At 37.7% G+C, this 23,416-nt stretch carries 25 protein-coding genes; 13 read left to right on the forward strand and 12 right to left on the reverse strand.

What is annotated here, in order from left to right:
- Window positions 1-91: 91 nt before the first annotated feature.
- Window positions 92-607, forward strand: coding sequence for a bifunctional 3-hydroxydecanoyl-ACP dehydratase/trans-2-decenoyl-ACP isomerase (gene fabA / locus AAEY55_RS04155; protein WP_011328171.1), 516 nt, complete (start codon window positions 92-94; stop codon window positions 605-607).
- Between the two features lie 76 nt (window positions 608-683).
- On the opposite strand, the gene rmf is transcribed toward fabA, so the two are convergent.
- Window positions 684-854, reverse strand: a complete 171-nt coding sequence (gene rmf, locus AAEY55_RS04160; RefSeq protein WP_011328170.1) for a ribosome modulation factor — start codon at window positions 852-854, stop codon at window positions 684-686.
- Between the two features lie 386 nt (window positions 855-1,240).
- Between rmf and AAEY55_RS04165 the strand changes: the two genes are divergently transcribed.
- The 3 genes from AAEY55_RS04165 (at window position 1,241) to AAEY55_RS04175 (ending at window position 3,406) form a co-directional block, all read left to right on the forward strand.
- Window positions 1,241-1,876, forward strand: a complete 636-nt coding sequence (locus AAEY55_RS04165; RefSeq protein WP_350550159.1) for a TetR/AcrR family transcriptional regulator — start codon at window positions 1,241-1,243, stop codon at window positions 1,874-1,876.
- A 48-nt stretch (window positions 1,877-1,924) separates the two neighbouring features.
- Window positions 1,925-2,917 (forward strand): MDR family oxidoreductase, encoded by a 993-nt coding sequence (locus tag AAEY55_RS04170; RefSeq protein ID WP_350550162.1) that lies wholly within the window; start codon window positions 1,925-1,927, stop codon window positions 2,915-2,917.
- A 72-nt stretch (window positions 2,918-2,989) separates the two neighbouring features.
- The gene (locus AAEY55_RS04175) at window positions 2,990-3,406 is read left to right on the forward strand and encodes a VF530 family DNA-binding protein (protein WP_011328167.1); all 417 of its coding nucleotides are present in this window, start codon (window positions 2,990-2,992) and stop codon (window positions 3,404-3,406) included.
- A 103-nt stretch (window positions 3,407-3,509) separates the two neighbouring features.
- Here the strand turns inward: AAEY55_RS04175 and AAEY55_RS04180 are convergent, their stop codons facing one another.
- Together AAEY55_RS04180 and AAEY55_RS04185 are read right to left on the reverse strand one after the other, a co-directional pair.
- Entirely contained in the window at window positions 3,510-3,953 is a 444-nt protein-coding gene (locus AAEY55_RS04180; RefSeq protein WP_011328166.1) for a DUF3859 domain-containing protein, read from the reverse strand.
- 61 nt (window positions 3,954-4,014) lie between these two features.
- Window positions 4,015-5,829, reverse strand: a complete 1,815-nt coding sequence (locus AAEY55_RS04185; protein WP_089368268.1) for a protein kinase domain-containing protein — start codon at window positions 5,827-5,829, stop codon at window positions 4,015-4,017.
- A 214-nt stretch (window positions 5,830-6,043) separates the two neighbouring features.
- Here AAEY55_RS04185 and AAEY55_RS04190 point away from each other — a divergent pair, with 214 nt between their 5' ends.
- On the forward strand, window positions 6,044-7,561 hold the full coding sequence (locus AAEY55_RS04190) for a leucyl aminopeptidase (protein WP_350550165.1): 1,518 nt from the start codon (window positions 6,044-6,046) through the stop codon (window positions 7,559-7,561).
- A 120-nt stretch (window positions 7,562-7,681) separates the two neighbouring features.
- On the opposite strand, the gene AAEY55_RS04195 is transcribed toward AAEY55_RS04190, so the two are convergent.
- On the reverse strand, window positions 7,682-8,035 hold the full coding sequence (locus AAEY55_RS04195; protein ID WP_011328163.1) for a TM2 domain-containing protein: 354 nt from the start codon (window positions 8,033-8,035) through the stop codon (window positions 7,682-7,684).
- Between the two features lie 351 nt (window positions 8,036-8,386).
- On the opposite strand from AAEY55_RS04195, the gene AAEY55_RS04200 reads away from it, so the two are divergent.
- The gene (locus AAEY55_RS04200; RefSeq protein WP_350550168.1) at window positions 8,387-9,046 is read left to right on the forward strand and encodes an SCO family protein; all 660 of its coding nucleotides are present in this window, start codon (window positions 8,387-8,389) and stop codon (window positions 9,044-9,046) included.
- Window positions 9,047-9,330: 284 nt separating this feature from the next.
- On the forward strand, window positions 9,331-10,584 hold the full coding sequence (locus AAEY55_RS04205; RefSeq protein ID WP_192531924.1) for a YeeE/YedE family protein: 1,254 nt from the start codon (window positions 9,331-9,333) through the stop codon (window positions 10,582-10,584).
- A 56-nt stretch (window positions 10,585-10,640) separates the two neighbouring features.
- Here AAEY55_RS04205 and AAEY55_RS04210 read toward each other — a convergent pair whose 3' ends face one another.
- The 4 genes from AAEY55_RS04210 to AAEY55_RS04225 all read right to left on the reverse strand — a co-directional run bounded on the left by AAEY55_RS04210 (window position 10,641) and on the right by AAEY55_RS04225 (window position 13,019).
- Complete coding sequence (locus AAEY55_RS04210; protein ID WP_011328160.1) at window positions 10,641-11,189, reverse strand: cytochrome b; 549 nt, start codon at window positions 11,187-11,189, stop codon at window positions 10,641-10,643.
- Between the two features lie 349 nt (window positions 11,190-11,538).
- The gene (locus AAEY55_RS04215; protein ID WP_350550173.1) at window positions 11,539-11,664 is read right to left on the reverse strand and encodes a hypothetical protein; all 126 of its coding nucleotides are present in this window, start codon (window positions 11,662-11,664) and stop codon (window positions 11,539-11,541) included.
- A 310-nt stretch (window positions 11,665-11,974) separates the two neighbouring features.
- The gene (locus AAEY55_RS04220; RefSeq protein WP_350550176.1) at window positions 11,975-12,349 is read right to left on the reverse strand and encodes a hypothetical protein; all 375 of its coding nucleotides are present in this window, start codon (window positions 12,347-12,349) and stop codon (window positions 11,975-11,977) included.
- Between the two features lie 196 nt (window positions 12,350-12,545).
- The gene (locus tag AAEY55_RS04225; protein ID WP_089368262.1) at window positions 12,546-13,019 is read right to left on the reverse strand and encodes a hypothetical protein; all 474 of its coding nucleotides are present in this window, start codon (window positions 13,017-13,019) and stop codon (window positions 12,546-12,548) included.
- A gap of 257 nt (window positions 13,020-13,276) precedes the next feature.
- Between AAEY55_RS04225 and nirK the strand changes: the two genes are divergently transcribed.
- From nirK to AAEY55_RS04240, 3 genes are read left to right on the forward strand one after another with little or no spacing between them, the layout of a single operon-like run.
- Window positions 13,277-14,680, forward strand: coding sequence for a copper-containing nitrite reductase (gene nirK / locus AAEY55_RS04230; protein WP_011328157.1), 1,404 nt, complete (start codon window positions 13,277-13,279; stop codon window positions 14,678-14,680).
- A 1-nt stretch (window position 14,681) separates the two neighbouring features.
- Window positions 14,682-15,440, forward strand: coding sequence for a formylglycine-generating enzyme family protein (locus tag AAEY55_RS04235; RefSeq protein WP_086994167.1), 759 nt, complete (start codon window positions 14,682-14,684; stop codon window positions 15,438-15,440).
- 4 nt (window positions 15,441-15,444) lie between these two features.
- On the forward strand, window positions 15,445-16,032 hold the full coding sequence (locus tag AAEY55_RS04240) for an SCO family protein (protein WP_086994170.1): 588 nt from the start codon (window positions 15,445-15,447) through the stop codon (window positions 16,030-16,032).
- 319 nt (window positions 16,033-16,351) lie between these two features.
- Here AAEY55_RS04240 and AAEY55_RS04245 read toward each other — a convergent pair whose 3' ends face one another.
- The 3 genes from AAEY55_RS04245 to AAEY55_RS04255 form a co-directional block, all read right to left on the reverse strand.
- On the reverse strand, window positions 16,352-17,350 hold the full coding sequence (locus AAEY55_RS04245; RefSeq protein WP_309217130.1) for a transposase: 999 nt from the start codon (window positions 17,348-17,350) through the stop codon (window positions 16,352-16,354).
- A 144-nt stretch (window positions 17,351-17,494) separates the two neighbouring features.
- Window positions 17,495-17,845 (reverse strand): hypothetical protein, encoded by a 351-nt coding sequence (locus AAEY55_RS04250; RefSeq protein ID WP_011328153.1) that lies wholly within the window; start codon window positions 17,843-17,845, stop codon window positions 17,495-17,497.
- A gap of 337 nt (window positions 17,846-18,182) precedes the next feature.
- The gene (locus AAEY55_RS04255; protein ID WP_011328152.1) at window positions 18,183-18,497 is read right to left on the reverse strand and encodes a DUF6693 family protein; all 315 of its coding nucleotides are present in this window, start codon (window positions 18,495-18,497) and stop codon (window positions 18,183-18,185) included.
- Window positions 18,498-19,017: 520 nt separating this feature from the next.
- Here AAEY55_RS04255 and AAEY55_RS04260 point away from each other — a divergent pair.
- Together AAEY55_RS04260 and AAEY55_RS04265 are read left to right on the forward strand one after the other, a co-directional pair.
- Window positions 19,018-19,992 (forward strand): DUF1852 domain-containing protein, encoded by a 975-nt coding sequence (locus AAEY55_RS04260; protein ID WP_179808280.1) that lies wholly within the window; start codon window positions 19,018-19,020, stop codon window positions 19,990-19,992.
- 70 nt (window positions 19,993-20,062) lie between these two features.
- Window positions 20,063-21,112 carry a methionine synthase gene (locus tag AAEY55_RS04265; protein WP_350550182.1) on the forward strand — a complete coding sequence of 350 codons (1,050 nt, stop codon included), beginning with the start codon at window positions 20,063-20,065 and terminating at the stop codon, window positions 21,110-21,112.
- A gap of 123 nt (window positions 21,113-21,235) precedes the next feature.
- Here the strand turns inward: AAEY55_RS04265 and AAEY55_RS04270 are convergent, their stop codons facing one another.
- Window positions 21,236-22,066, reverse strand: a complete 831-nt coding sequence (locus AAEY55_RS04270) for a sulfite exporter TauE/SafE family protein (RefSeq protein ID WP_350550185.1) — start codon at window positions 22,064-22,066, stop codon at window positions 21,236-21,238.
- 271 nt (window positions 22,067-22,337) lie between these two features.
- On the opposite strand from AAEY55_RS04270, the gene AAEY55_RS04275 reads away from it, so the two are divergent.
- Window positions 22,338-23,222, forward strand: a complete 885-nt coding sequence (locus AAEY55_RS04275; protein ID WP_011328148.1) for a LysR family transcriptional regulator — start codon at window positions 22,338-22,340, stop codon at window positions 23,220-23,222.
- The last annotated feature ends 194 nt before the right edge of the window (window positions 23,223-23,416 follow it).

Raw genomic sequence — 23,416 nt, forward strand, 5'->3', positions numbered from 1 at the left:
TACTAAATTTAGCTTTTTTAACTGATCCGAGTTGTTCAGCGTACAAGTGTACGCTAAAGTAGTTGGCAATTTATAAGCGAAGATAAGTGTTATGGAACCTAAAAATAGCTATACAAAAGAAGACTTGATCCTATGTGGTGAAGGTAAAATGTTTGGTGAAGGTAACTGCCGTTTACCAAGCGACAATATGTTAATGATGGACCGCATTACCTCTATTACTGCCGATGGCGGAATACACGGTAAAGGCGAAATTGTTGCTGAGCTAGATATTGACCCTAGCTTATGGTTTTTCGACTGCCATTTTAAAGGTGACCCTGTAATGCCCGGTTGCTTAGGTTTAGACGCTATGTGGCAGTTAGTTGGATTTTACTTAGGTTGGTCTGGCGGTCCAGGTCTTGGCCGTGCGCTAGGTGTGGGTGAAGTTAAATTTACCGGCCAAATTTTACCAACCGCTAAAAAAGTAACCTACCGCCTAGTAATGAAACGCGTAATTAAACGCAAATTATTTATGGGTGTTGCCGATGGCACGGTAGAAGTAGATGGCCGTGTAATCTACGAAGCGAAAGATTTAAAAGTAGGTCTATTTCAAGACACCAGTGCATTTTAATTAACTGTTAATAATTAAAATACACATACAAAAATGCCTCCACTTGGAGGCATTTTTGCTTAAATTCAGTTATATACTATGTTTTATAAATATTACGATTATCTATTGCTTCGCGCCAACCACCTAACCATTCTGATTTTGGATCAACTTGTTGATAGGGACAATGCTCTTTAGAGCGACCTGCTAAACCTGCTTTAAATCCTTGAGAATGTGCTCTCTCTAAACGATCTCTTTTTTGTCTCTTCATCGGTAATATCCTCACCTTTGTATTTATATATTTTGTAGCATTAGTGAAATCTACATGTAATGAATAGCTAATAAAAAAGGTTAATTCAAATTATAAAAGCAATTAATTAGTTTGACTTTAACTAAGCTGCTGATGCAATGATGAATTAGCTTTTTAAAAAGTAAGTGGTCGTACTTGCACTGTATTGACCGGTTTAATCTAACTTAAAAACACGATTAAAAAATCGTTTTATTACACTGTTGTGTATATATTGTGACCGGCTAATTTAGCCTTAGTTCCAAATTAATCTAGTCTATTTTTTAATTATTTTAAATTTTATTTAGCTTATTTAATAAACAACACAATTAATGCTTGATTATTTAAAGTCGATCGGTCTAATATGCTGTATGAACAAAAACACACCAACTCCAGTAAGGCGTGGCCGCCCACCCAAAGTAGCCAGAGAAAACGCAGATACCAAAGCGTTACTTATTCGCACAGGCCTAGAAACACTAACCGAGTTTGGTTTTAGCGCAACTGGCCTCGATACCATATTAAAAAAAGCAGCCGTACCTAAAGGCTCTTTTTATCATTACTTTAAAAGTAAAGAAGCGTACGGTATTGCCCTTGTTGATGCTTACGACCGTTATTTTATTGCCAAACTTAATCATTATTTACAACAAAGTGACGTGCCCCCGCTGGAGCGAATAGTCAACTTTACCCAAAGTGGCATTAAAGGGATGAAGAAGTACGATTATAAGCGTGGCTGTTTAGTAGGCAATTTAAATCAAGAACTGAATCACTTAAGTGACGAATTTAAAACCCGCTTATTGCAAAGTTATACTAGCTGGCAAAACTTGGTAGAGGTGTGTTTAAACCAAGCAAAGCAGCAAGGTACAATTGCCAACAGTGTAAACACCCCATTAATGAGTGAGTACTTTTGGATTGGTTGGGAGGGTGCGGTTATGCGTGCCAAGCTCACTAAGTCTAATACTCCACTTACTTTGTATACAGAAATGTTTTTACGCGCATTACTAACCTAATGCGTTTTTTTTACCAATTAAAAGACGATCGGTCTAAAAGGATATCCCATGAGTAACCCAATTAAAGCCATTGTTATTAATAAAGATGATAATAACTACAGCGCCTCTTTAAGCAGCATTAAGAATAGTGACCTGCCGAATGAAAATGTCACTATTGATGTGCTATACAGCACTTTAAATTATAAAGATGGCTTAGCAATAACCGGAAAAGGGCCTGTGGTACGCAGTTTTCCTATGGTGCCGGGTATAGATTTAGTAGGCACTGTGAGCCACTCCACCAGCGATGAATTTAAAAGTGGCGATAAGGTAATTTTAAATGGGTTTGGTGTAGGCGAAAAACACTGGGGTGGGCTTGCTCAAAAAGCAGCACTTAATAGCGATTGGTTAATCCCCTTGCCTGCTGGCATTTCACCTAAACAAGCTATGCAAGTTGGCACTGCGGGTTACACCGCTATGCTCAGTGTAATTGCACTCGAAAAACAAGGCATAACACCCGATTCAGGCGAAGTGCTGGTAACCGGTGCCAATGGTGGCGTAGGTAGTTTTGCAATATATTTACTAAATCAGCTTGGCTACAATGTAACCGCAGCTACTGGACGAATGGAGCAAAGTGATTATTTAAAAGAGCTAGGAGCAGCAAATGTAATTAATCGTGATGAGCTTTCAAACCCAGGTAAGCCGCTACAAAAAGAGCATTTTGCCGCAGCTATAGACTCAGTAGGTAGCCATACTTTAGCTAATATTTGCGCCTCATTAAAATATGGAGGTGTTGTAACCGCATGTGGGCTTGCACAAGGTATGGATTTACCCGGCTCTGTAGCACCATTTATATTACGTGGCATTCGATTAATAGGCATTGATAGCGTAATGCGCCCAAAAGCCGACCGAATTGAAGCATGGGATCGTTTAGCATCTTTAGTAGCAGCTGATTACCTTGATAAAATATCGACTGAAATAACGCTTGAACAAGTAATTGATAACGCCGAGCAGCTTATGAAAGGTAAAATTCGTGGCCGTGTTGTAGTTAATTGCCAAAGTTAAGCTTTTTACACTGTTAAAGCCTCGTTATTAAATTTATAATACACTTTGTATTTTAATAACGAGGCAACACCTATGAGCAACCAAGAACTTTTCAGTAATAACCCACTGCAAGGCGTAAAATTAGAACAAGTGGTTGAAGAGCTGGTTGAACAATATGGGTGGGAACTCCTATACGCTTATTTACAGCTAAATTGCTTTAAAAATAATCCTGATATTAAATCGGCGGTTAAATTTTTACGTAAAACACAGTGGGCACAAGAAAAAGTAGATAACTTTTATTTGTATCGCCTTAAAAACTTACCACGTCCTGATGATGTGCAATACGAACTGCCACCGCGTGATCGCGTGATCCCTGCTGATCATAAACCTGGTGAGCCGTGTGAGTTAAGCTTTACTGATGCAAAGCGTATTATGGAGAAAAAAGAGACTAAGCAACGTGCGCGTACCCGTAAACAGCGTGTTAGCTCAACTAATCCTTGGGGCAACTAAAGCACAAGGTTAAACCACTCATTATTAAAGCTGGCATTGCCGGCTTTTTTATTACGCCTTTTAACTCATACCCTATAAGTTAACAGCAACAAAGATATAAACTTTACTTTAGAGGCTTGTATCCCCTATCTTGCCAAAACTCTACAGCCGAGCGCTCTGTAGGCAGTGCTACATTAAATGTTTTATCCGCTATAAGTTTGCCATTGTACTCTATGGTCATGCGCCAATTACCAAGTTTATTATTAATTGGTGGCCATAAAGTATCACCTAAATAAAAATGCCAGTCGCTGTCTTTAACATACACCACTCCGGAAAAAGGAGGCATTATGTCGCCTTCATCATCGGGTATATTAGGATGATAAATGCTGTAATGTAATTTTTCGCCTTTGGCTTTTTTAATATTTATGATCAAACCAAATTCAACATCAAGAGTAGCGATGACCTCAGTAGTAAATTGCTCTATTTGCGGCAATGCTTTACTCTCGTTATCCCATGTTGAGTAAATACCGTAGCTTTGCAGCGTAATTATCGGTTTTAATTTAGCCATATCACCTAACTTTATATTTAACGTTTATTGTATGCCAGCAGAGTGTGTAAATTTGCCATATTTAAAGTGTCATTTTTGGGTTTTTAGGATAGTAATGATTGCTCTGCTGCTCGCACAAACTAAACTCACGAGTATTTTTGTAAGGTAACTTCATAAAACCGGCTACCCCTACGTCGGTAATATTAACTGCGTATTGCATCAACTTATTAAGCAGCCGCCTAAACTCATCCTCTTTACTGGCATCGAGCAACCGGTAGTAATGATGTATTTTGAGCCTATCGGGCAGCGCTTCAAAAATAATGCAGCCAGTGTGGTGTATTTGATTTAGCTCAAACACACATTTAATTACTTTTTTTGGCAGTTGTAGTTGCTCGTCGGGATCTTTACCATCTTCAAAGTAAGAATGTGGCCGGGTAACATCACTGGCATTTACATTCACCGTTTCAAAATCAAGTTCTGGTAAACTTTCAAACTTAAAGGCGCCGGTTCTATCGCGCTCTAGCTGAATGGTTTTACGTGCGTCAAACAAACAACATTTAAACAGCCCTTTTTGGCTAATTGCTTGTGCCAGCATTACGGTGTTATTTACCGCATCGGTAAATGCAGCGGCTAACGTTTCGTTATACAAAATTAGCGATGATTCAACAAACAGTGACTCATCTTTCCAATGAAAGCTTAATCCGCCTACGGCAGGATATTTTGCTAAACGACTAATTGAAGCTAAAAATGCTTTTTCGGTATCTCCGGTATCAAACAAAAACTCTTTGTAGTAACGATCTAATTGGGCATCGTTTACATCAAGCAATTGCTGTTTATGATCGGCTTGGCGTAAAAACTGCTTTCGTGAACTGTATACAACGGTTTCGGGCTCTTCGTCATAACTAAACCAAAACGGAATCGCGGCTTTAACTACTTTTTTAGGTAACTCAGGTAGGTACGCTTTCGCCATACTAGTAATGTTACGCATAAAGTAATCACCTGCGCTATTTCTCACTTGTTTATTTTTAGAGAGCATACCGTCAATTACTTTAGCCAGCTCTATTGGTAGCCCTAAACTGCTGGCCGGAATAACGTCTACTCCAAACCGACAAGACTGTGCAGAAGCAAGTGCGTACAAGGTTGCCGCTACGCCTTGCTCATCAAAGCGTGGAGATGATTGCTCTCCCGACATTTGTGCTTCACCAATAAAGTAAACATCGCCCATACGTGCGTTAGTAGTGCTTAGGTCTGCCGACATTAAATCCATAAAATTACTGGCAATGGGGTTACCGTCACTATCTATTTGCGCGTATACCGAGCTTCCCCAATCCACTAACGATAGTGCATCACTGGCTTCGTCCCATACTAAGTTTGAAGGTTTAATGTCGCCATGCACAATAGGCTGCGCCGTTATACCCGTATTATGATTGCGCAGATCGAGCAGCACGTTTCTGAGTCGCACTGCCAGCGTCATAATTTTTGCAGCGCCAATTCGGCCTTTTTTCAACGATACTTTTTCAAGGTCTTCGCCCATGGCGCGAGCCATCATTAAAATGCCTTGTTTTTTAATTCGTTCAAATGCATAAAATTCAGGTACAAGTGGATTGTTAATTTGCGATAGCATGTAAGCTTCGTCTTCTAGGCGGTCGCGTATACTTTGCGCTAGTGTAATACGCGAAAACTTAAATACCCAAGGTAAGCCGGTATCGTCGTGTCCCGCAAATACAAAACCAAAAGCGCCTGAACCAATCATTTCTACATTTTCGTAACCAAGTAAGGTAAGTTTTTTAATACATATATTAAGCCACTGTCTATGCTTTTTAGCATCGTGGTGTGAGAGCAAATAAACAGATTGCTCTTCGTTAATATAAAAGTTACGAATTTCTTTGGCTTGCACTGTATTTTCTCAATTAAGGAAGTGTAACGGCTTAAATTAATAACCCTTTTAGCTGTGTAATACTCTATTTTATTTAAAGTTTTATCTCAAGTAATAGCGCTCGTTTAAATTTTAAGGCTACATATCGCTAGAAATTGCGCATTCAACGTATAGGGCTTAACCTATTGGGCTAAAATAAGGTAAAACAGGGGTTTATATTCTTTTGGGTCAAACAATGACAAACATAATTAAAGCCTCTTCCTTAGCTATAGCGCTTTGTGCTGGTATGAGTACGCACGCAGCTGAGTTTACTTTCTCATCAAACATAAACAAAGATGCACAAACATTAGTCGTATTTTATAGCCAAGATGGAAAAAACAAACAATTTAAAGCACTTAATAAAGAGTTAAAACAGCATTTACAGCGCGTAATAAACATTGAAAACTTTAAAGGCGATTACGCCAGTGTTGCCGAACTTATAGCACCACAAAACAGTAAATATGATCGTATATTAGTGGTAGGTACGGGTAAACAAAAAGAACTAGATAAAGCCCGTATTGCAAAATTAGGTGGCAATATACATGCTCGCTTACTTGGCAATAAAGTAACAACTGCAAGTGTAATATTTGATGACGTAACCGGCTTAAATAATAATGCCGAGTTAGCAGCTAACTTTGCTCACGGCGCTAATTTACGCGACCACCGCTTTGAAAAGTATAAGCAAAAAGCCAACACAGAAACCATTAGTTACACATTTGATGTTACCAATACTAAGCAAACACAAAAAACATATAAAGTACTGCAAAGCATTCAAGCTGGGGTATTTTTAGCCCGCGACTTAACTTCTGAAGTTGCTACCCACATGACCCCGGTCGACTTTGCCAATGCAGCTAAAGAATTAGAGTCTCTTGGCGTTACTATTAGCGTACTTGAGCCTGCACAATTAAAAGAGCTAGGTATGGGAGCGCTTGAAGCTGTTGGCCGTGGTAGCGAACAAGGCGCTCGCCTTGTAGTTGCTCATTATAAAGGGTCTAACGACGCACCTATTGCCCTAATAGGTAAAGGTATTACATTTGACTCTGGCGGCTACAGCATTAAAACAGGTGCATCTATTGCACGAATGAAATCAGACATGGCAGGTGCAGCAGCGGTACTGGGTACTGTAAAAGCAATGGCACTTGCTAAAGCAGATAAAAACGTAGTTGCAGTGATGGGTATGGCCGCTAACATGGTGTCGCAATTTGCTGTAGCACCGGGCGACGTAGTACGTACCGCTGAAGGCTTAAGTGTAGAAATACTTAATACCGACGCAGAGGGCCGCTTGGTACTTAGCGATTCAATGTGGTATGCGCGTAAGCACTTTAATCCTGAAATAATGATTGATGTAGCCACATTAACTGGCTCTAAAGTAGGTGCTGTTGGCAATGAATACGCTGCAGTATTTTCACAAGATGATAAATTAGTAACGCAATTAACCTTAGCCGGTAAACAGGTTAACGAAAACTTATGGCGCCTACCTTTAGGTTATAAAGATGCTTTAAAGTCGGATATTGCTGATTTAACCAATGTTGGCTCCAGTGGCCCAGGTGCAACTACTGCAGCAAGCTTTTTAGAGCATTTTGCCGGTGACACTCGCTGGGTACACATTGACATAGCCGGCAATGCATTAGCTAAAAAAGGCAAAGACGAAGTATCTGCTGGCGGTACCGGATTTGGCGTGCGTTTATTGAGTGAATGGCTACTAAGTAATTAAATATACATTAGTTAGCTTTACTAGCTAAAACACAAAACGCCAAAAGCACATATATGCTTTTGGCGTTTTTTATTGTTAGTTAAAGCAATATAACCTTTAACCTAGAAGGTCAAACACGTTTTAGTCGTAACCATACTTATTATTAAACGCTTCATCGCTCATGGTTAATAAAATAATAAACTCTACAAATGCAATGATCGCCGGAATAGCTGTCCAAAAGAACAACAGATAAATAAAGCCTAAGCCAATTTGCCCTAAGTAAAACTTATGAACACCAAAGCCACCCAAAAATACCGCAAGCAATGCTGCAGCTATTTTACTCTTACCATTGGGCGCAGTACCACCTAATGAATTAGGTTGCGCTGTTTGTCTTACCCCACATTTAGGACAAATTTCTGCTTTTAAACTAATTACGCCTCCACAGTCCGAACAAAACTTTTCGTCTGCACTTTTTAATGTTGCTGCATCACTCATTAATAACTCTCCATTGTTTATAAATATGCTTCATAGCGTAGTTAAGTAAATGTCAGTATATAAATTATTAGTTTTAATTTTTAGATACTTGAAAATATTTAACAGCTAAAAACTTAGCACAATAGGCAAACCACATTCAACAAAAATAAAACAGCTATTTTACATTTGGGTGCTTATACATGATTTATATAGTGCAAATAAACGATGTGCAGCTATTAAAACTCGATAGTATCAATAATCAACACTAAATAATGTTAACAAAATTTACATTTAGTTAGTTGTTCTGCATAAACCCTTTTTGCTTAATAGCGCAGCACTAAGTTAATTGTGGTTTTTTAATGGAGTATCAAAATGATAAAATTTAAATCGATAACACTATTTGTTAAAATGTGTACTGTTACGGCATTATTAACCAGCTCAGCCGCTTACTCACTAGGCTTCTCACAAACCTACACACAGGCTTACTTACAAGCCTATGCTCAAGCTTCATCTAAAGATAGCAAACAGGCTCCAGCTCAAAACATTCCTCAAAACTCCATTTACCAATTAAATAATACCTGGTTAGATCAAGATGGCCACGGGCGTTTATTAAGTAGCTTTAGTGGTAAAAAGCAAATAGTGAGCCTTATTTACACACATTGTGCGCATACCTGCCCTACTATTGTGTCGACCATGCAAGCTATTGAAAATAAGCTTAGTAATGAAGAAAAAAACAATGTTGGATTTATATTAGTCTCGCTTACCCCTGATACAGACACCCCGACGGTATTACAAAGCTTTGCCCAAAGCAGAAAGCTAAGTGCACATAATTGGAGCTTATTAACAGGCTCAGCCGATGATGTGCGCAGCTTAGCTGCAGCATTAAACATTAAGTATCAAAATATAGGGAATAGCGAGGTAGAGCACTCTAATATAATGACGGTGCTTGATCAGCAAGGCAGAATCAAGTTTCAAAAAACGGGTGTAATTAGTAATGCAACTTTCACTGCTAAGGAGCTTGCCAACTTTTAAGCTACTCACTATTACTAAAAACACAAATATAAAACACTTTATTAGCAAATAGAGTGTTTATATTATTTTATAAATGTTTACTTAAAATACCTCCTACCTAAGTCCGCTTTAAATCTCTCATATATTTTTTTAATCAACTACTTCACTTGCTTACAGCATAGAGTATTAATGACGTATATATACCAACAAGTTATAGGGTAGCGTTGGACTTATTTGCAGCACAATAGAATAATCCGCCCTTCACTTACACTTCTGCTTTGTATTATTAATTATTAGGTACTTACGTGAATAAAAAACAAGCCATACTAGGTAGCGCTATTGCAATTTTATCTATTTTGTTAGGGGCACTATTTCTCGAAACATCATCACTGTTTTTACGTCTACTGCTAGGCTTAGCTTTGGGTTTTGCCTTAGCGAAAGGTTCAATTGGTTTTGCTGGCAGCATTAATCGCGCATACCGACGTGGCTCAACACAGCTATTGCAAACTCTTATGTTTATGTTTGTTATTACTGCCATTATAAATGCTGGCTTATTAGTAAATACAGATTCAACAAGTTATAACTTATGGGTTAACCCTATTAATTTAGGCCTGATTATTGGTGGCGTAATGTTTGGTGCCGGTATGAGCTTGTCGAGCTGCTGTGCTACCGGCATGATGGTAGAAATGGTAAGCGATGTACCACGCGCACTAACAACATTGGTATTTTTTGGAGCAGGTGTGTTTTTTGGCTTTCCGCTACAAACAACGCAAAGCTGGATCACGCAAAGTGTAATCTCTACAAGTAGTTATGCTGGGCAAGGTGTTTACCTGCCCGATTTGTTTAGTTGGGGGCCATTAAATGGCTACTTTATTGCTATTTTAGTTACGATTGCTTTTGCTTTAATTGTTGTAGTGCTGGCTAAAAAATATGAGAACTACCGCCAAAAAAGTGGATCTTATTTAGGGGTTGACGGTGAAATAGCCCGACAAAACCAGTTATTACACAACAGTACACAACTATTTACATTTTTTAGCACCCACACATATAAACGCTGGATAGGAAACATGTGGGAAATGCGCACTTCTGCTTTAGTAATTGCAATTATATTTGGTGTAATGATGGCGTCAACTGGTTCGGGCTGGGGCGCTTCTACCCCTTTTGGCATATGGTTTGGTAAGCTTGTAATGCAACTTGGCATAAGCGCAAACGATATTGCAAACTATACTCTAAGACCCGAAGTAATGTTTACTACAGGCTTTTTTGATCATGCTATTTCGGTACAAAACTTTGCAATAATGTTAGGCACATTAATAGCCGTGCTGCTTATGGGTAAATTTTCGTTTTCATTTAAAATAAACCACTCAGCTAAACAGTTTGCTTTATTTGCACTTGGTGGGCTACTAATGGGGTTTGGTACGCGTTTTGCCAATGGCTGCAATGTAGGTGCATTATTTACCCCTATCGCTAACTTTTCATTGTCAGGTTGGATTTACCTAATTTTTTTACTGCTTGGTGGAATACTGGGTAATAAGCTGCAACATGCTGTTATTAAATAATACCTTTTATAATTAAAATGCCGACTTAAATTATAAGTCGGCACTTTTACTAACCGTTATTTTTTAAACAGTATACGTTTAAGTGTATTGTCTTTAATAATATAATGATGCAGAAGTGCTGCGCTGGCATGTAATGCAATTAAGTAATAACCAAGTACGCCCGTTGTTTCGTGTAGGTATTTAATTTGTTTTGCCAGATCAGTGTTTTTTGCCGCTAATGCGGGTAATTCAAAACCATAAAAAGGGATTGGCGCATCAAATAAACTCAGCATAAACCAACCTGCCAAAGGCATTGCAAACATAAAAGCATAAAGTGCAATGTGCGTAATACTAGCTGCCATGGTTTGCCATTTTGCTGGACTGGGCGTTATTAATGGTTTAGAACCACTTTTTAAACGAATAAATAGCCGAATAGTTACAAGCAATAAAACTGATAACCCCAGCATAAAATGCCACATTTTAAATAAATCGCGAGTTTCTGTGCCCTTATCAAATAAAACCCGTAGTTCAATAGAGGCATACACAGCAATTAATACTAATAACATTAGCCAGTGCAGGATTATTGAGAGTTTATTGTAATGGGTAGATGTGTTTTTTATAGCCATAAAACCTCTAAAAATATAAGAAATAAATGCGCTCTTTACTTCTCAAGCACACCGTACTTAACCTGAACTCTGGTTAAGAGATTTACGAACATATTGAATCATCGTTATATTTAATTTTATTTTCTCTAGCCAGAGGTTTTCAGTGAAAACAAGGCGAATTTACGCGTCAATAGCTGGCCTATTGCAAGTAAATTCAACGCAGTTAGCGCTGAAAACAGCTGCTTGAGATAAGTTTATTATCCGGAGCTCAGGTTACTTAAGAAGTTTAGCGCGTTTAAAACTTTTACAGTGTTTAAAGTAAGCTTTTAATGATCTAGCACAATGACTATTTAACTTATATTTATCGGCGCTATCTGTATTGATAACTTAAACCAAGCCCCGCCCAAAATACATCTTGTAATAATTCATCGTTGGCATAGCGGTTTGAATCTTTATTAATAGCAAAACTATAGTTGCTATATGCGTATAACTGCATGTTTTTTATTACTGAGTAAGATAAATTCGCACTAAATTGCACATGATTAGCACCATTATGCCCATCGGCCACATACCCTGAATTAAAGCCAACACTGGTTTTAAAATCAAGCTGTAATACGGGCGTTAATTGATACTGTTTATTTAGCGCAACATCTAAAAAAGCACCTTGTGCATCAAATGAATAATATAAACTACTTATAAGCCAAACCTGCTGTGCAAAAGAGTAAATAAGCTCAAGGCTAACCTCATTATCGTAAGCGTTACTGCTTTCTTCGCGCGAGGCAATTGCACTATACCCACTTAATAGCTCAAGGTTTTTTTGATAATACCGTTGCGTATATTATATTTAAATTCACTTCTGAATAATCGGTATTAATGCCTTTAGCAAACCAAGGAATAATTATGAAATTTTCATAATTTAGCTCTGTAGATACTGAGGCAATCCCTTTATTTGCTAAGTTATCACGCCCCTCAGTAACATAGCGGTTTTCCCAATAGGAGTGAATGTGCCAGTCGTAGCTGTTATTAGGTTCAATGTTAGTTAACGTCTCAACTTTTATATGACCCGCTGCATCTGCTGAAACATTTTGCACAGCACTATGCTCTTGCGTAGTTTGCGCTAAAGCAAAGAAACTAAAACAAGCACTAAACGCAAATAAAAAACCGAAAATACATAACTTCATTAATAACCTAAACTTTCATAGTAGTATTTAGCTCAGTTACTGAGCTAAAAAGGTCGGCTATACTACTCGAATAGGTAAATGAGCAATAAATTTTGTTAACTTTATTAGTTAAATAAAAACACTGCAGCTAGGGCTCGCTGCAGTGTTAAAAATACGGAATATAAGGTAGGTAATTTAAAGTTTTATAAATATGCTACTAAACCTCTTCGCACTCCCAGCTTGGTTTTTCAAATTTAAACACTGCTAATCCTAAAACCGCTATCATTATTGCAAAAGCTAACCAAGATGATAAAAACTGTGCTGCAAAAAACCAACCCACTGCAGCGGCAATAACACTAATAACAAGCTGAGCCATAAGCGGAACTTTACCTTTGGTACCGTAAGTAAGTTTATAAGCTTTAACTAATTCATCAGCCACAAAAAACTCACAAAGTGTCACGTTTTTAGTTAAACCGTGGGCTTTTAGCCTAATTTTGGCCGGGTTGCCATTTATTTCAAACTGATGAGTAGAGCTAAACTTAAAGTTTTGTGCTTCGCTAACTATCTCACCGTTAACTTTTACAACTTCTTTTCCCGATACGGGCAAGCAGTAATAAGTAACTTCTACGTCATCACTGTAAAACTTAAAATGCATTCCACTTTTGGCCGAAACCTCTACTTTATTTGTCATCATCATCCTTATTGATATAAATTTAATTATATAGTTTCCAAAGAAAGTTAACAGCATGCTTACAACAATAAATCGTTAACTCACTCATAAAAAGCTATACCTCAATAAAAACAAACAATAGATTTAAAATCAAACTCGTTAACATTGCTGATCAGTACTAAACTTTTGCTCATCAGCAGTTAATTGATCTGTATCAAGTCATTTTTGCACTTAAGCGCAATACTAAGTTAATCGTCATTTATAATGGAAAATATAAAATGAAAATACAACCTAATAAGCACACCCTATGGCTCCCTCTAATAGCTATTTTATTTAGTGGTAACCTACTTGCTGCCAGTAATTTAAAAACTGAACAAGCAATACTAACGCCTCCTCCTATGGTGCCGCCCGCCATTAATAGAGATCACAGTGCAAAAGTAGTTATCAACCTAGAAACAAGAGAACAAGTAGGGAGAATTGCCGATGGCGTTGAATATGTATTTTGGTCATTTGGTGAAACCGTACCAGGGAGTTTTATTCGAGTTAGAGAAGGTGATGAAATTGAGTTTAACCTCTCAAATCACCCTAGCTCAAAAATGCCGCACAATATTGACTTACATGCGGTAACAGGCCCAGGTGGTGGCGCGGAATCGTCATTTACGGCCCCAGGACACACCTCAACATTTAATTTTAAAGCACTTAATCCTGGGCTTTATATTTATCATTGCGCCACGGCTCCTGTTGGTATGCACATAGCCAATGGCATGTATGGCTTAATTTTAGTTGAACCAAAAGAAGGCCTTGCGCCCGTAGACCGAGAGTATTATTTAGTACAAGGGGATTTTTATACTAAAGGTGAATTTGGTGAAGCTGGCTTGCAACCTTTTGATATGGCAAAAGCAATAGATGAAGACGCCGACTACGTAGTATTTAATGGCTCAGTAGGCAGTACCACAGATGAAAACTCTTTAACCGCTAAAGTAGGTGAAACAGTTCGATTATATATTGGTAATGGTGGCCCTAACTTGGTTTCTTCTTTTCATGTAATAGGCGAAATTTTTGATACCGTTTATGTAGAAGGCGGCAGTTTAAAAAATCACAACGTACAAACCACATTGATCCCCGCTGGCGGCGCTGCCATTGTGGAATTTAAAGTAGAAGTACCAGGCACCTTTATTTTGGTTGATCATTCTATTTTTAGAGCATTTAACAAAGGTGCACTAGCAATGCTAAAAGTAGAAGGTCCTGACGACCATTCTATTTTTACAGGCAAAACAGCTGAAAACGTATATTTACCAGAAGGCTCAGCAATACAGTCGTTAGACAATACTTTTACTAAAATAACAGCCAACAATAAAGATGAACAAATACGTTTCGGCCAACGTGTTTATGAAGCTAACTGTATGGCTTGCCATCAAGCTAATGGCGAAGGTATTCCCGGAGCATTCCCGCCTTTAGCAAAGTCTGATTATTTAAACAACAACCCACTTTTAGGTGTTAATGCGATTATTAAAGGCTTATCGGGTCCGATTAAAGTTAATAACGTTAACTACAACGGCGTAATGCCAGCAATGAACCTAAATGACGAAGATATTGCCAATGTTATTACCTTTGTACTAAATAACTGGGATAACGCTGGCGGAAAAGTCTCTGCTGAACAAGTTGCTAAGCAGCGCAAGTAACATGATTTTTTCTTTATTAACGATGACACTGACACTGGCAGAGCCTCCTAAAATGGTAGCGCTGCCCGCGGGTAACTACAGGCCGCTTTATATGAATAAAAACAGCCCACAAACATTTGTGGGCGCTTTTAGCATAGATGTTACGCCTGTGACTAACGCGCAATATTTAACGTTTGTAATAAATAACCCTCGTTGGCAGTCACAGCAAATACCTAGCATATTTGCGGAGGCTCAATATTTACAACATTGGCAACAAAATCTAACTCCAAAGCAGCCGTCACAAGGACAATTAAACAGCCCTGTAGTTAACGTATCGTGGTTTGCAGCCCAAGCTTATTGCCATTCACTTAATAAAAGCTTACCCACGGTTGCTCAGTGGGAACGTGTTGCCAGTGCCAGTGCAACCCAGCCCAATGGCAGTCTAGAAAAAAGCTATAACCAACGTATTTTACAATGGTATAGCCGCCCTAGTAGCAAACAGCTCCCCGAGGTTGGTACTACCCCAGCAAACTATTGGGGAGCACAAGACTTACACGGCTTAATTTGGGAATGGACAGAGGATTTTAACTCCGCTTTGGTCAGCGGCGAGTCCCGTGGTGATAGTGATATAAATCAAAAATTATTTTGCGCCGCAGGAGCACAAGGCGCTGCTGATCCCAGTGATTATGCCGCATTTATGCGCTTTGGCTTTCGATCTAGTTTGCAGGCCAAATATACTTTACCCAATTTAGGGTTTCGCTGTGCGAAATCAAAGGAATAAACAAATGATAAAATATAACCCAGCTATAATTTCTAATAATATAACACTTAAAATATTAGGGCTGATATGCATGCTTGCCAGCTCATACGCTTACTCGCAAAACATACCACAAGACTCTGTTTATCAGCTTAACAGTACATGGTTAGATCAAGACGCTAATAAACGTACTTTAAGTAGCTTTAGCGGTAAAAAACAAGTCATAAGCCTTATTTACACACACTGCTTACATACCTGCCCTACTATTGTTTCTACCATGCAAGCCATTGAAAATAAGCTGAGTGAGGCTGAAAAACAAGACGTAGGTTTTATTTTAGTATCGTTAACTCCAGACACAGATACACCTGCAGTACTAAAAGAATTTGCACAAAGCCGAAAGTTAAATTTACAAAACTGGAGTTTATTAACCGGCACACCACAAGACGTTCGTAGTTTAGCCATGGTATTAAATATAAAGTTTCAAAACATAGACAACAATGAAGTTAATCACTCCAACTTAATGACAGGTTTAGACGAGCAAGGACGTATTAAGTTTCAAGAACTTGGAGTAATAAATAACGCAGCAATAGCCGCTGAAAAGCTAACAAACTTTTAAAGCTCGTACCCTTAAGTAAACTATAAAAATGAATAAACACTCGCACAAAAGCAGAGTGTTTATTTAATTTCAAAAATTTTAATATGGGACAGGCATTTAATTTTTATTAAAAAACAAATGCACAGTTTATTTATTATTTACTCCAGTGTATGGCTTTCATTGAATCACAACAGTTAAAGTTTATTCGATTTTAGGGAGGTTTTAACGAGAGTTAGAGGCTTACACTTCATATGATGGATATTTGCTAACTTAAGCTGACACAGATCTATGAACGACCTCGCGGATGCTCGTATTTACTCTGCATAAAATAACTTACAGATTAACCAACACCTTTGTACCACTTAGCTTGGTTCTGCGCAGCTAAATTCATTAACCTTACTTTACTCCCTGCAAAGTTTGCATATTGCCTACGAAAATGCTGAATTGCGTTTAGCCACTCACCCTCTTCTATATTTAATTTGGCTAATATATTGGGTACATTTTTACTTACTTCCCGTTGTTTATTGCAAGTAAAATAACGACTACTCCAACTTACTAACTCTAAATAGTCTATTAATCTAAATGGGATCGTGTCTGGTTCTGCATTACTACCCAATTTAAGTAATTGCATTGGCTGGCTTTTGTGCTCAAAAAGCTCTGATTTTTGTGCAGGTTGTTTACTATTTTTTGGCGTGTTTTTATATTTATGGATACGCTCTTGAATTGATGTGAAATCACTGTTTTCAAGTTCTGTAGCTATTTTCGCTCTAATTGGATTCAAATCAACATACGCCATACAACTTAAAATGGCCTTATCATCTAATAGTGCTTGGGATTTATAACGCCCTTCCCAGTATTTTCCTGTGCAGTTATCTTCTTTATTTGCTTGCCTGGCAATATATTCATTAAGATTTTTCATATACCAGCTAATATCATAAAGTCGTGCTCGCCATGTTGCTATAATTTCACTAAAAATATATAAGCTAGCCTCATTTAATTTTTCGCCATTTAAAAAGCGTTCAACCAAAGAGTCTCCTTGTTTATATAACTTATACCAACGCCTTATAACCTCTTCAACAGACCAATCAAGCGCTTTGTTTTTATTTACTTTAACCACAACATGATAATGATTACTCATAATAGCGTAAGCAGCTATATCAATGGCAAATACATCGCTCAGTAATTTCATCCGCTTAACAAGCCACTCCCTACGGTGGTCAAAGTTTTTGCCTGAGTATTTATCATCGCCACACAAAAAAGCACGGCGAACACAACGCGCAATTAGGTGGTAATAAGGTGTTGCCGATAAATCTATGAGTGATTTTCTGGCACGGGTCATGTTTAGCACTCTGTTTTTACATGTATATATAAACAGTAGTTCAAAGCGAGGGAATTACCATTTTTTATGCCTGTCTACTATTATATTTACTTGTAAATAAGTTTTATGCCTGTCCCTTATTCGAAGAGGAGATAGTAATAAGCCTTATGTTTCTGCCAAAATATCGCCATCAACAAGGTGAACATTGGTGGTGTAATAAGCTTGGCTGTATTCTATATTTAACGAAAAATACACGCTTTGTTTAAGGTGTTTTTTTATAGATGCCTCTAGCTCAGTACTTAATGCTAATGTAAATTCTTTATTTCGGTGAGGCTTAGTTAATAACGATATTGTAATGAGAATATGCGAGTACTTATATTCTAAGCATGGGTAAGCTCTTGACTTACATACCCCAGCACTGGCGTCTTTGTTATTTATAATCTGCTCTATAACATCAAAAACTTCTTTTGTGTTTATTTTTAAGTTATCTGAATATTTTATTTCTACGTGTGGCATAAATATATGTTCCTGAGCGTATAACGCTTGGTTAATAATAAATCACTGCGTTTGAGTGCAACAATCAACAGTAACTTACCTAATGAGTTTATTCCGCTTGAGCCTGTAATACAGCGTGCTGTATATCTACATAGCATTATTTAAAATTAAACTTTGTTTATAAAACTTCTCTTTTTAAGCATTATAAGGTGCTTACTTATTATGGGGTTAGCTCCTTTATTCGTTTTATGGTATTTACCCTCAACTTTTTTACTTAAAACAAAAAAGCATAACCCTATTAAAGTTATGCTTTTTAATTTAGTTTGTTTAATAAACGAATGCGCCGTATAAAGGCTAATTACTCAATAGTTGTATTATTTAAAGAGTAGTTCCACACCTTATAAAAATAAAAGGCATAACCAAGGCCAAAGGTAAGTATTGAAATTATAATCCAAAGAATTACATGGCCAATGCTGCCAAAAATATCTGTATTACAAACCATTTTTCTTGCATTACCGTGTTCGTCAATTAACTCAGAGCGATTCAAAATAAACTTAGAGAACGAATAAGGAAAAAAGAACGCGCCTATACCAAACGTTATTAGTATTAAAATAAACCACAGTATTAAATGCCCTAAAATATCTATAGTTCCTACATTTGCTTGAATCTTCATATTTAATCCTTGATATGATTTTACTTAACGAGTGTTAAAACCTACTCGCTTTAATTTATTGTTATTACTAAATAAAACATAGCCGAGTTCCTATTTCAGTTCAATTATTTACATAAAACAAAAAGAAGTTTATTTACTTATAAGCAGCTACTACATACTTTTGCTTAGCTTTATTAGATTAAATAAACATTCTTTCACTTAACTTATTCCTCCTCAAAAATACACCTCACAAACCTACAGCCACGCTAATAAACGCAGCAAAACTAGCGAGAAAAGCAATCAATGAGAATCCCTCATATATAAATGAAATTAAATCAATTTTATTCATAATAATAACAACGTATAAAATACATTCTTGCTTTTACCTTTAGCCGCGCTGCACTTGGTTGCAATTAAGCCTTTAGGTAAAAATAAAAAATACTGTGGTGACTACTGACAGGGAAATCTGAAGATATTACCGAAAACCTCAGAAGTTAAACAAAAAATTCAGCTTTAATTATATAAATGGATACCAAAAATCATGAAAAAAGACTTTAAATTTACTATTAAGAGCACTTCTCTTGATGAAAGTTATCAGCCATCTAACGATACGCGCCTTACAACCAACTTTGCTAACTTGGCAAGAGGAAAATACCGCCAAGCTAATTTGCGCAACGCGTTAAAAATGATTGATAACCGCTTTAATGCTTTAGCGAATTGGGATAACGCTAAAGGAGATCGTTACTCTGTCGAACTCGAGATTATTTCTGTAGATTTAGATATTAAAGGCAGTGGTAATACTTTTCCATCAATAGAAATATTAAAAACAATTATTGTTGATCATAAAACTAATAAACGCATTGAAGGCATTGTAGGTAATAACTTTTCCTCTTATGTGCGCGATTATGACTTTAGCGTATTGCTGCAAAATCATAATAAAAATCAACCTAAATTTAGTATCCCAGATAACTTTGGTGAGCTGCACGGCAAGCTGTTTCAGCATTTTGTTAACTCAAGTACTTACAGACTAAATTTTAATAAACTACCTGTAATATGTATTAGTGTTTCTGATAACAAAACGTATCATCAAACTCAAAACCAGCACCCAATTTTAGGCGTTGAATACCTGCCAAATGAGTCATCTTTAACCGAGCAATATTTCAAAAAAATGGGCTTGCAGGTACGTTATTTTATGCCACCAAACAGTGTAGCGCCTTTAGCATTTTTCTTTTTTGGTGACTTACTTAATGATTACACTAACCTTGAACTTATAAGCACTATTTGTACCATGGAAACATTTCAGAAAATCTATCGACCTGAAATTTACAATGCAAATGCACCTGCAGGAAAGTTTTATCAGCCAAATTTGAACAACCAAGATCATTCATTAACGCAAATTGTTTATGATCGAGAAGAGCGTAGCCAAATGGCCAGCCAGCAGGGAAAATTTACCGAAGAGCATCTAATTAAGCCATACCAAACTGTGCTTGAACAATTCTCTGCCAATTACGTTTAAAAGCGGCGCTTAACAGTTTCGCTCAATAGCTAGGTTCAATTATAACTTTAAATATACGGCACTATTTATCATGAAAACACTTATTAGCAATACACTATTACCTACGTCAACTGCGGGCAGTTTGCCTAAACCGGTTTGGCTTGCACAACCACAAACACTTTGGTCGCCTTGGAAATTACAAGACGATGAACTAATTGAAGGTAAGCAAGACGCCCTTCGCTTGTCATTACACGATCAGCAACAAGCAGGCATTGATATTGTCAGTGATGGCGAGCAAACCAGGCAACACTTTGTTACCACCTTTATTGAGCACCTCAACGGTGTTGATTTTGAAAAGCGTAAAACCGTTAAAATTCGCGATAGGTACGATGCAAGTGTACCAACGGTTGTTGGCCCTGTTAGTCGACAAAAGCCGGTTTTTGTTGAAGATGCTAAATTTTTACGCCAGCAAACTAACCAGCCAATAAAATGGGCTTTGCCAGGCCCAATGACAATGATAGATACCCTTTATGACGATCATTATAAAAGTCGCGAAAAACTTGCGTGGGAATTTGCCATAATTCTTAATCAAGAGGCAAAAGAGCTTGAAGCTGCAGGGGTAAATATTATCCAATTTGATGAACCAGCATTTAATGTATTTTTTGATGAAGTTAATGACTGGGGCATAGCCTGTTTAGAGCGCGCAATTGTAGGACTAAAATGCGAAACCGCGGTGCATATTTGCTACGGCTACGGCATTAAAGCCAATACCGATTGGAAAAAAACATTAGGATCAGAATGGCGCCAATACGAAGAAGCGTTTCCTAAGTTACAGCAATCGAATATAGATATTATTTCGCTAGAATGTCATAACTCTCATGTACCAATGGAACTACTTGAACTTATTCGCGGCAAAAAAGTGATGGTAGGTGCTATTGATGTGGCAACCGACACCATAGAAACACCCGAAGAAGTTGCTAATACCCTACGCGAAGCGCTTAAATATGTTGATGCCGACAAGCTCTACCCTTGTACTAACTGTGGTATGGCTCCTTTAGCGCGTAATGTAGCAAACGGTAAGTTAAATGCCTTAAGTGCAGGAGCAGAAATAATCCGCAAAGAACTGGCTAACAAACGTTAACCCAATAAACCTATATAATATAACTAGTATTAGCACTTCAATATAGTTTTATAAAAGAATGCCCGGTATAGAGTTCCTATGCCGGGCATTCTTTTTTAAACAAACAATAAGTAAATTAAAAACCTATAAAAACACTTGTCCTAACATGCGTAAACCAGTAATTAATAGTACACAAGCAAATATCTTTTTCAGTTTACCTGCATCTAGTTTTGCAGCTAACGACGCGCCTACAGGCGCAAACAGTACGGTTAGCGGTACAATACATGCAAAGCCAAATAAGTTAACCAAACCAAAGGTCCCCGCTGGCGCATCAATTGGCGTACTGCCCAATATCAACATAGTTAGCGCACCAGGCAATGAAATAATTAACCCAATTGCTGCAGCTGTACCAACGGCCTTGTGAGCAGGATAGTTATATAAAGTAAGTAATGGCACCGAAATAGTGCCGCCACCAATTCCCACCATAGAGCTTAAAAAGCCAATAAATGCGCCCATAACACTTTGCCCTACTTTACCAGGTAGTTTTTGATACAACGCCGACTTGCCCGTTCTAAACAGCATATTAAGTGCAGATAACAGCGCTATTGCCCCAAACAATACCGTAAGCAACTTGCCATCAACCCGAGTAACTAACCAGCTACCCAGCAATACACCTATAAGAATAAATGCAGCCCAACGTTTTAAAAGGTCAAAGTCCACATTGCCTTTTTTATTGTGAGACCTAATTGAACTAATAGATGTAGGCACTATGGTTGCCAAAGACGTGGCTGTTGCAATTAACATTGCAGACTCGGGCGATACCCCAAAGCTCTGAAACAAAAAAAACAACACAGGCACAATTACAATTCCACCGCCCACACCGAGTAAGCCTGCTAAAATACCAGCAAATACGCCTGTGGCTACCAGTGCCAACAAAGTAGATATATTACTTGTTATAAATTCAATGATATTCATTAATTATTACTTCTATTTTTAATCACAACAAAGACCTTTCAGTCAATTTACGAGGTAATTACAGCCCCTGCTTTTAGGTTTTTAAATAAAACAATCACGTTAGCATGCTCTACAAACTCAGCTCTCGCTAAGTTTAATATAACGCTTTGTTATAATTAGTTATTCCCACCTTAATAGTAAATAAACTTGTTTGCTTGATAAAATGATATAATTTCATCAACCAATGAATATCAGTCATCATTAAAGCTAAATTATAGATAGGAGTTAACTTGTGCTGGAAAGGATCCACTTAGAAATACTAACCGCCATAAAAGAACATGGAACCCTAACTAAGGCAGCAAATTCGTTGTACTTATCGCAATCGGCACTAAGTCATAGTATAAAAAAACTAGAAGGCCAAGTTGGTACGCCAATATGGAAAAAAGACGGTCGAAATTTGCGCCTTACAGCGGCTGGTGAGCATATTCAAACACTGGCAAACAGAGTATTACCGCAGTTTGTACATACTGAATTATTACTAAATCAAATTGCCAAAGGTGAACTAGGCTCGCTACGCATTGGCATGGAGTGCCACCCGTGTTACCAATGGTTGCTTAGAGTAATTGAGCCCTATTTAGAGCACTGGCCAGACATAGACATTGACGTAAAGCAGGAGTTTCAGTTTGGCGCCTTAGGTGCATTACTAAGCTACGAAATTGACGTACTAATAACTCCCGATCCACTCTTTAAACCTAAAATAAGCTACATACCTGTGTTTAACTACGAACACAGACTCGTAGTTGCTAAATCCCATAAACTTGCAACACAAGAGTTTGTATTACCCGAGCAACTAAGCGAAGAAGTATTGTTTAGTTACCCTGTAGAGCCGCTAAGGCTTGATATTTTTAGCCAGTTTCTTAATCCAGCAAAGTGTTCAGTAAAAAAACACAAAACCATTGAAACAACCGAAATCATGCTACAAATGGTCGCTGCGGGTCGCGGTATTTGTGCTTTACCAGGCTGGCTAGTAGACGAGTATTCTAAAACAATGCCTATCAAAAGCCTAAGGTTTGGAGAGCAAGGTATTAACAAACAAATATTTGTCGGTATTCGTAACAACGAGCAGCATATAGACTACTTAAATGACTTTATTGCCCAAGCTAAAAAAACAACATAGCCACAGCTAAATTAAATGCACATTGCGGGCTCATTAGCGCGTTATCCTACCGCATGTTTAATACAAACTCAGTTGTGCAGGCTGGGTTTTTGTAAATAGCTCATTGAATTCATCACTGCGCATTTTAAGTAACAAATCCAAGGGTAAGCCGCACAACAGCATTATTAGATCACTGGCATTTAAATGGATAAGGA

The organism is Pseudoalteromonas sp. 120-MNA-CIBAN-0494 (genome assembly GCF_040308885.1).
Lineage (GTDB): Bacteria > Pseudomonadota > Gammaproteobacteria > Enterobacterales > Alteromonadaceae > Pseudoalteromonas > Pseudoalteromonas nigrifaciens.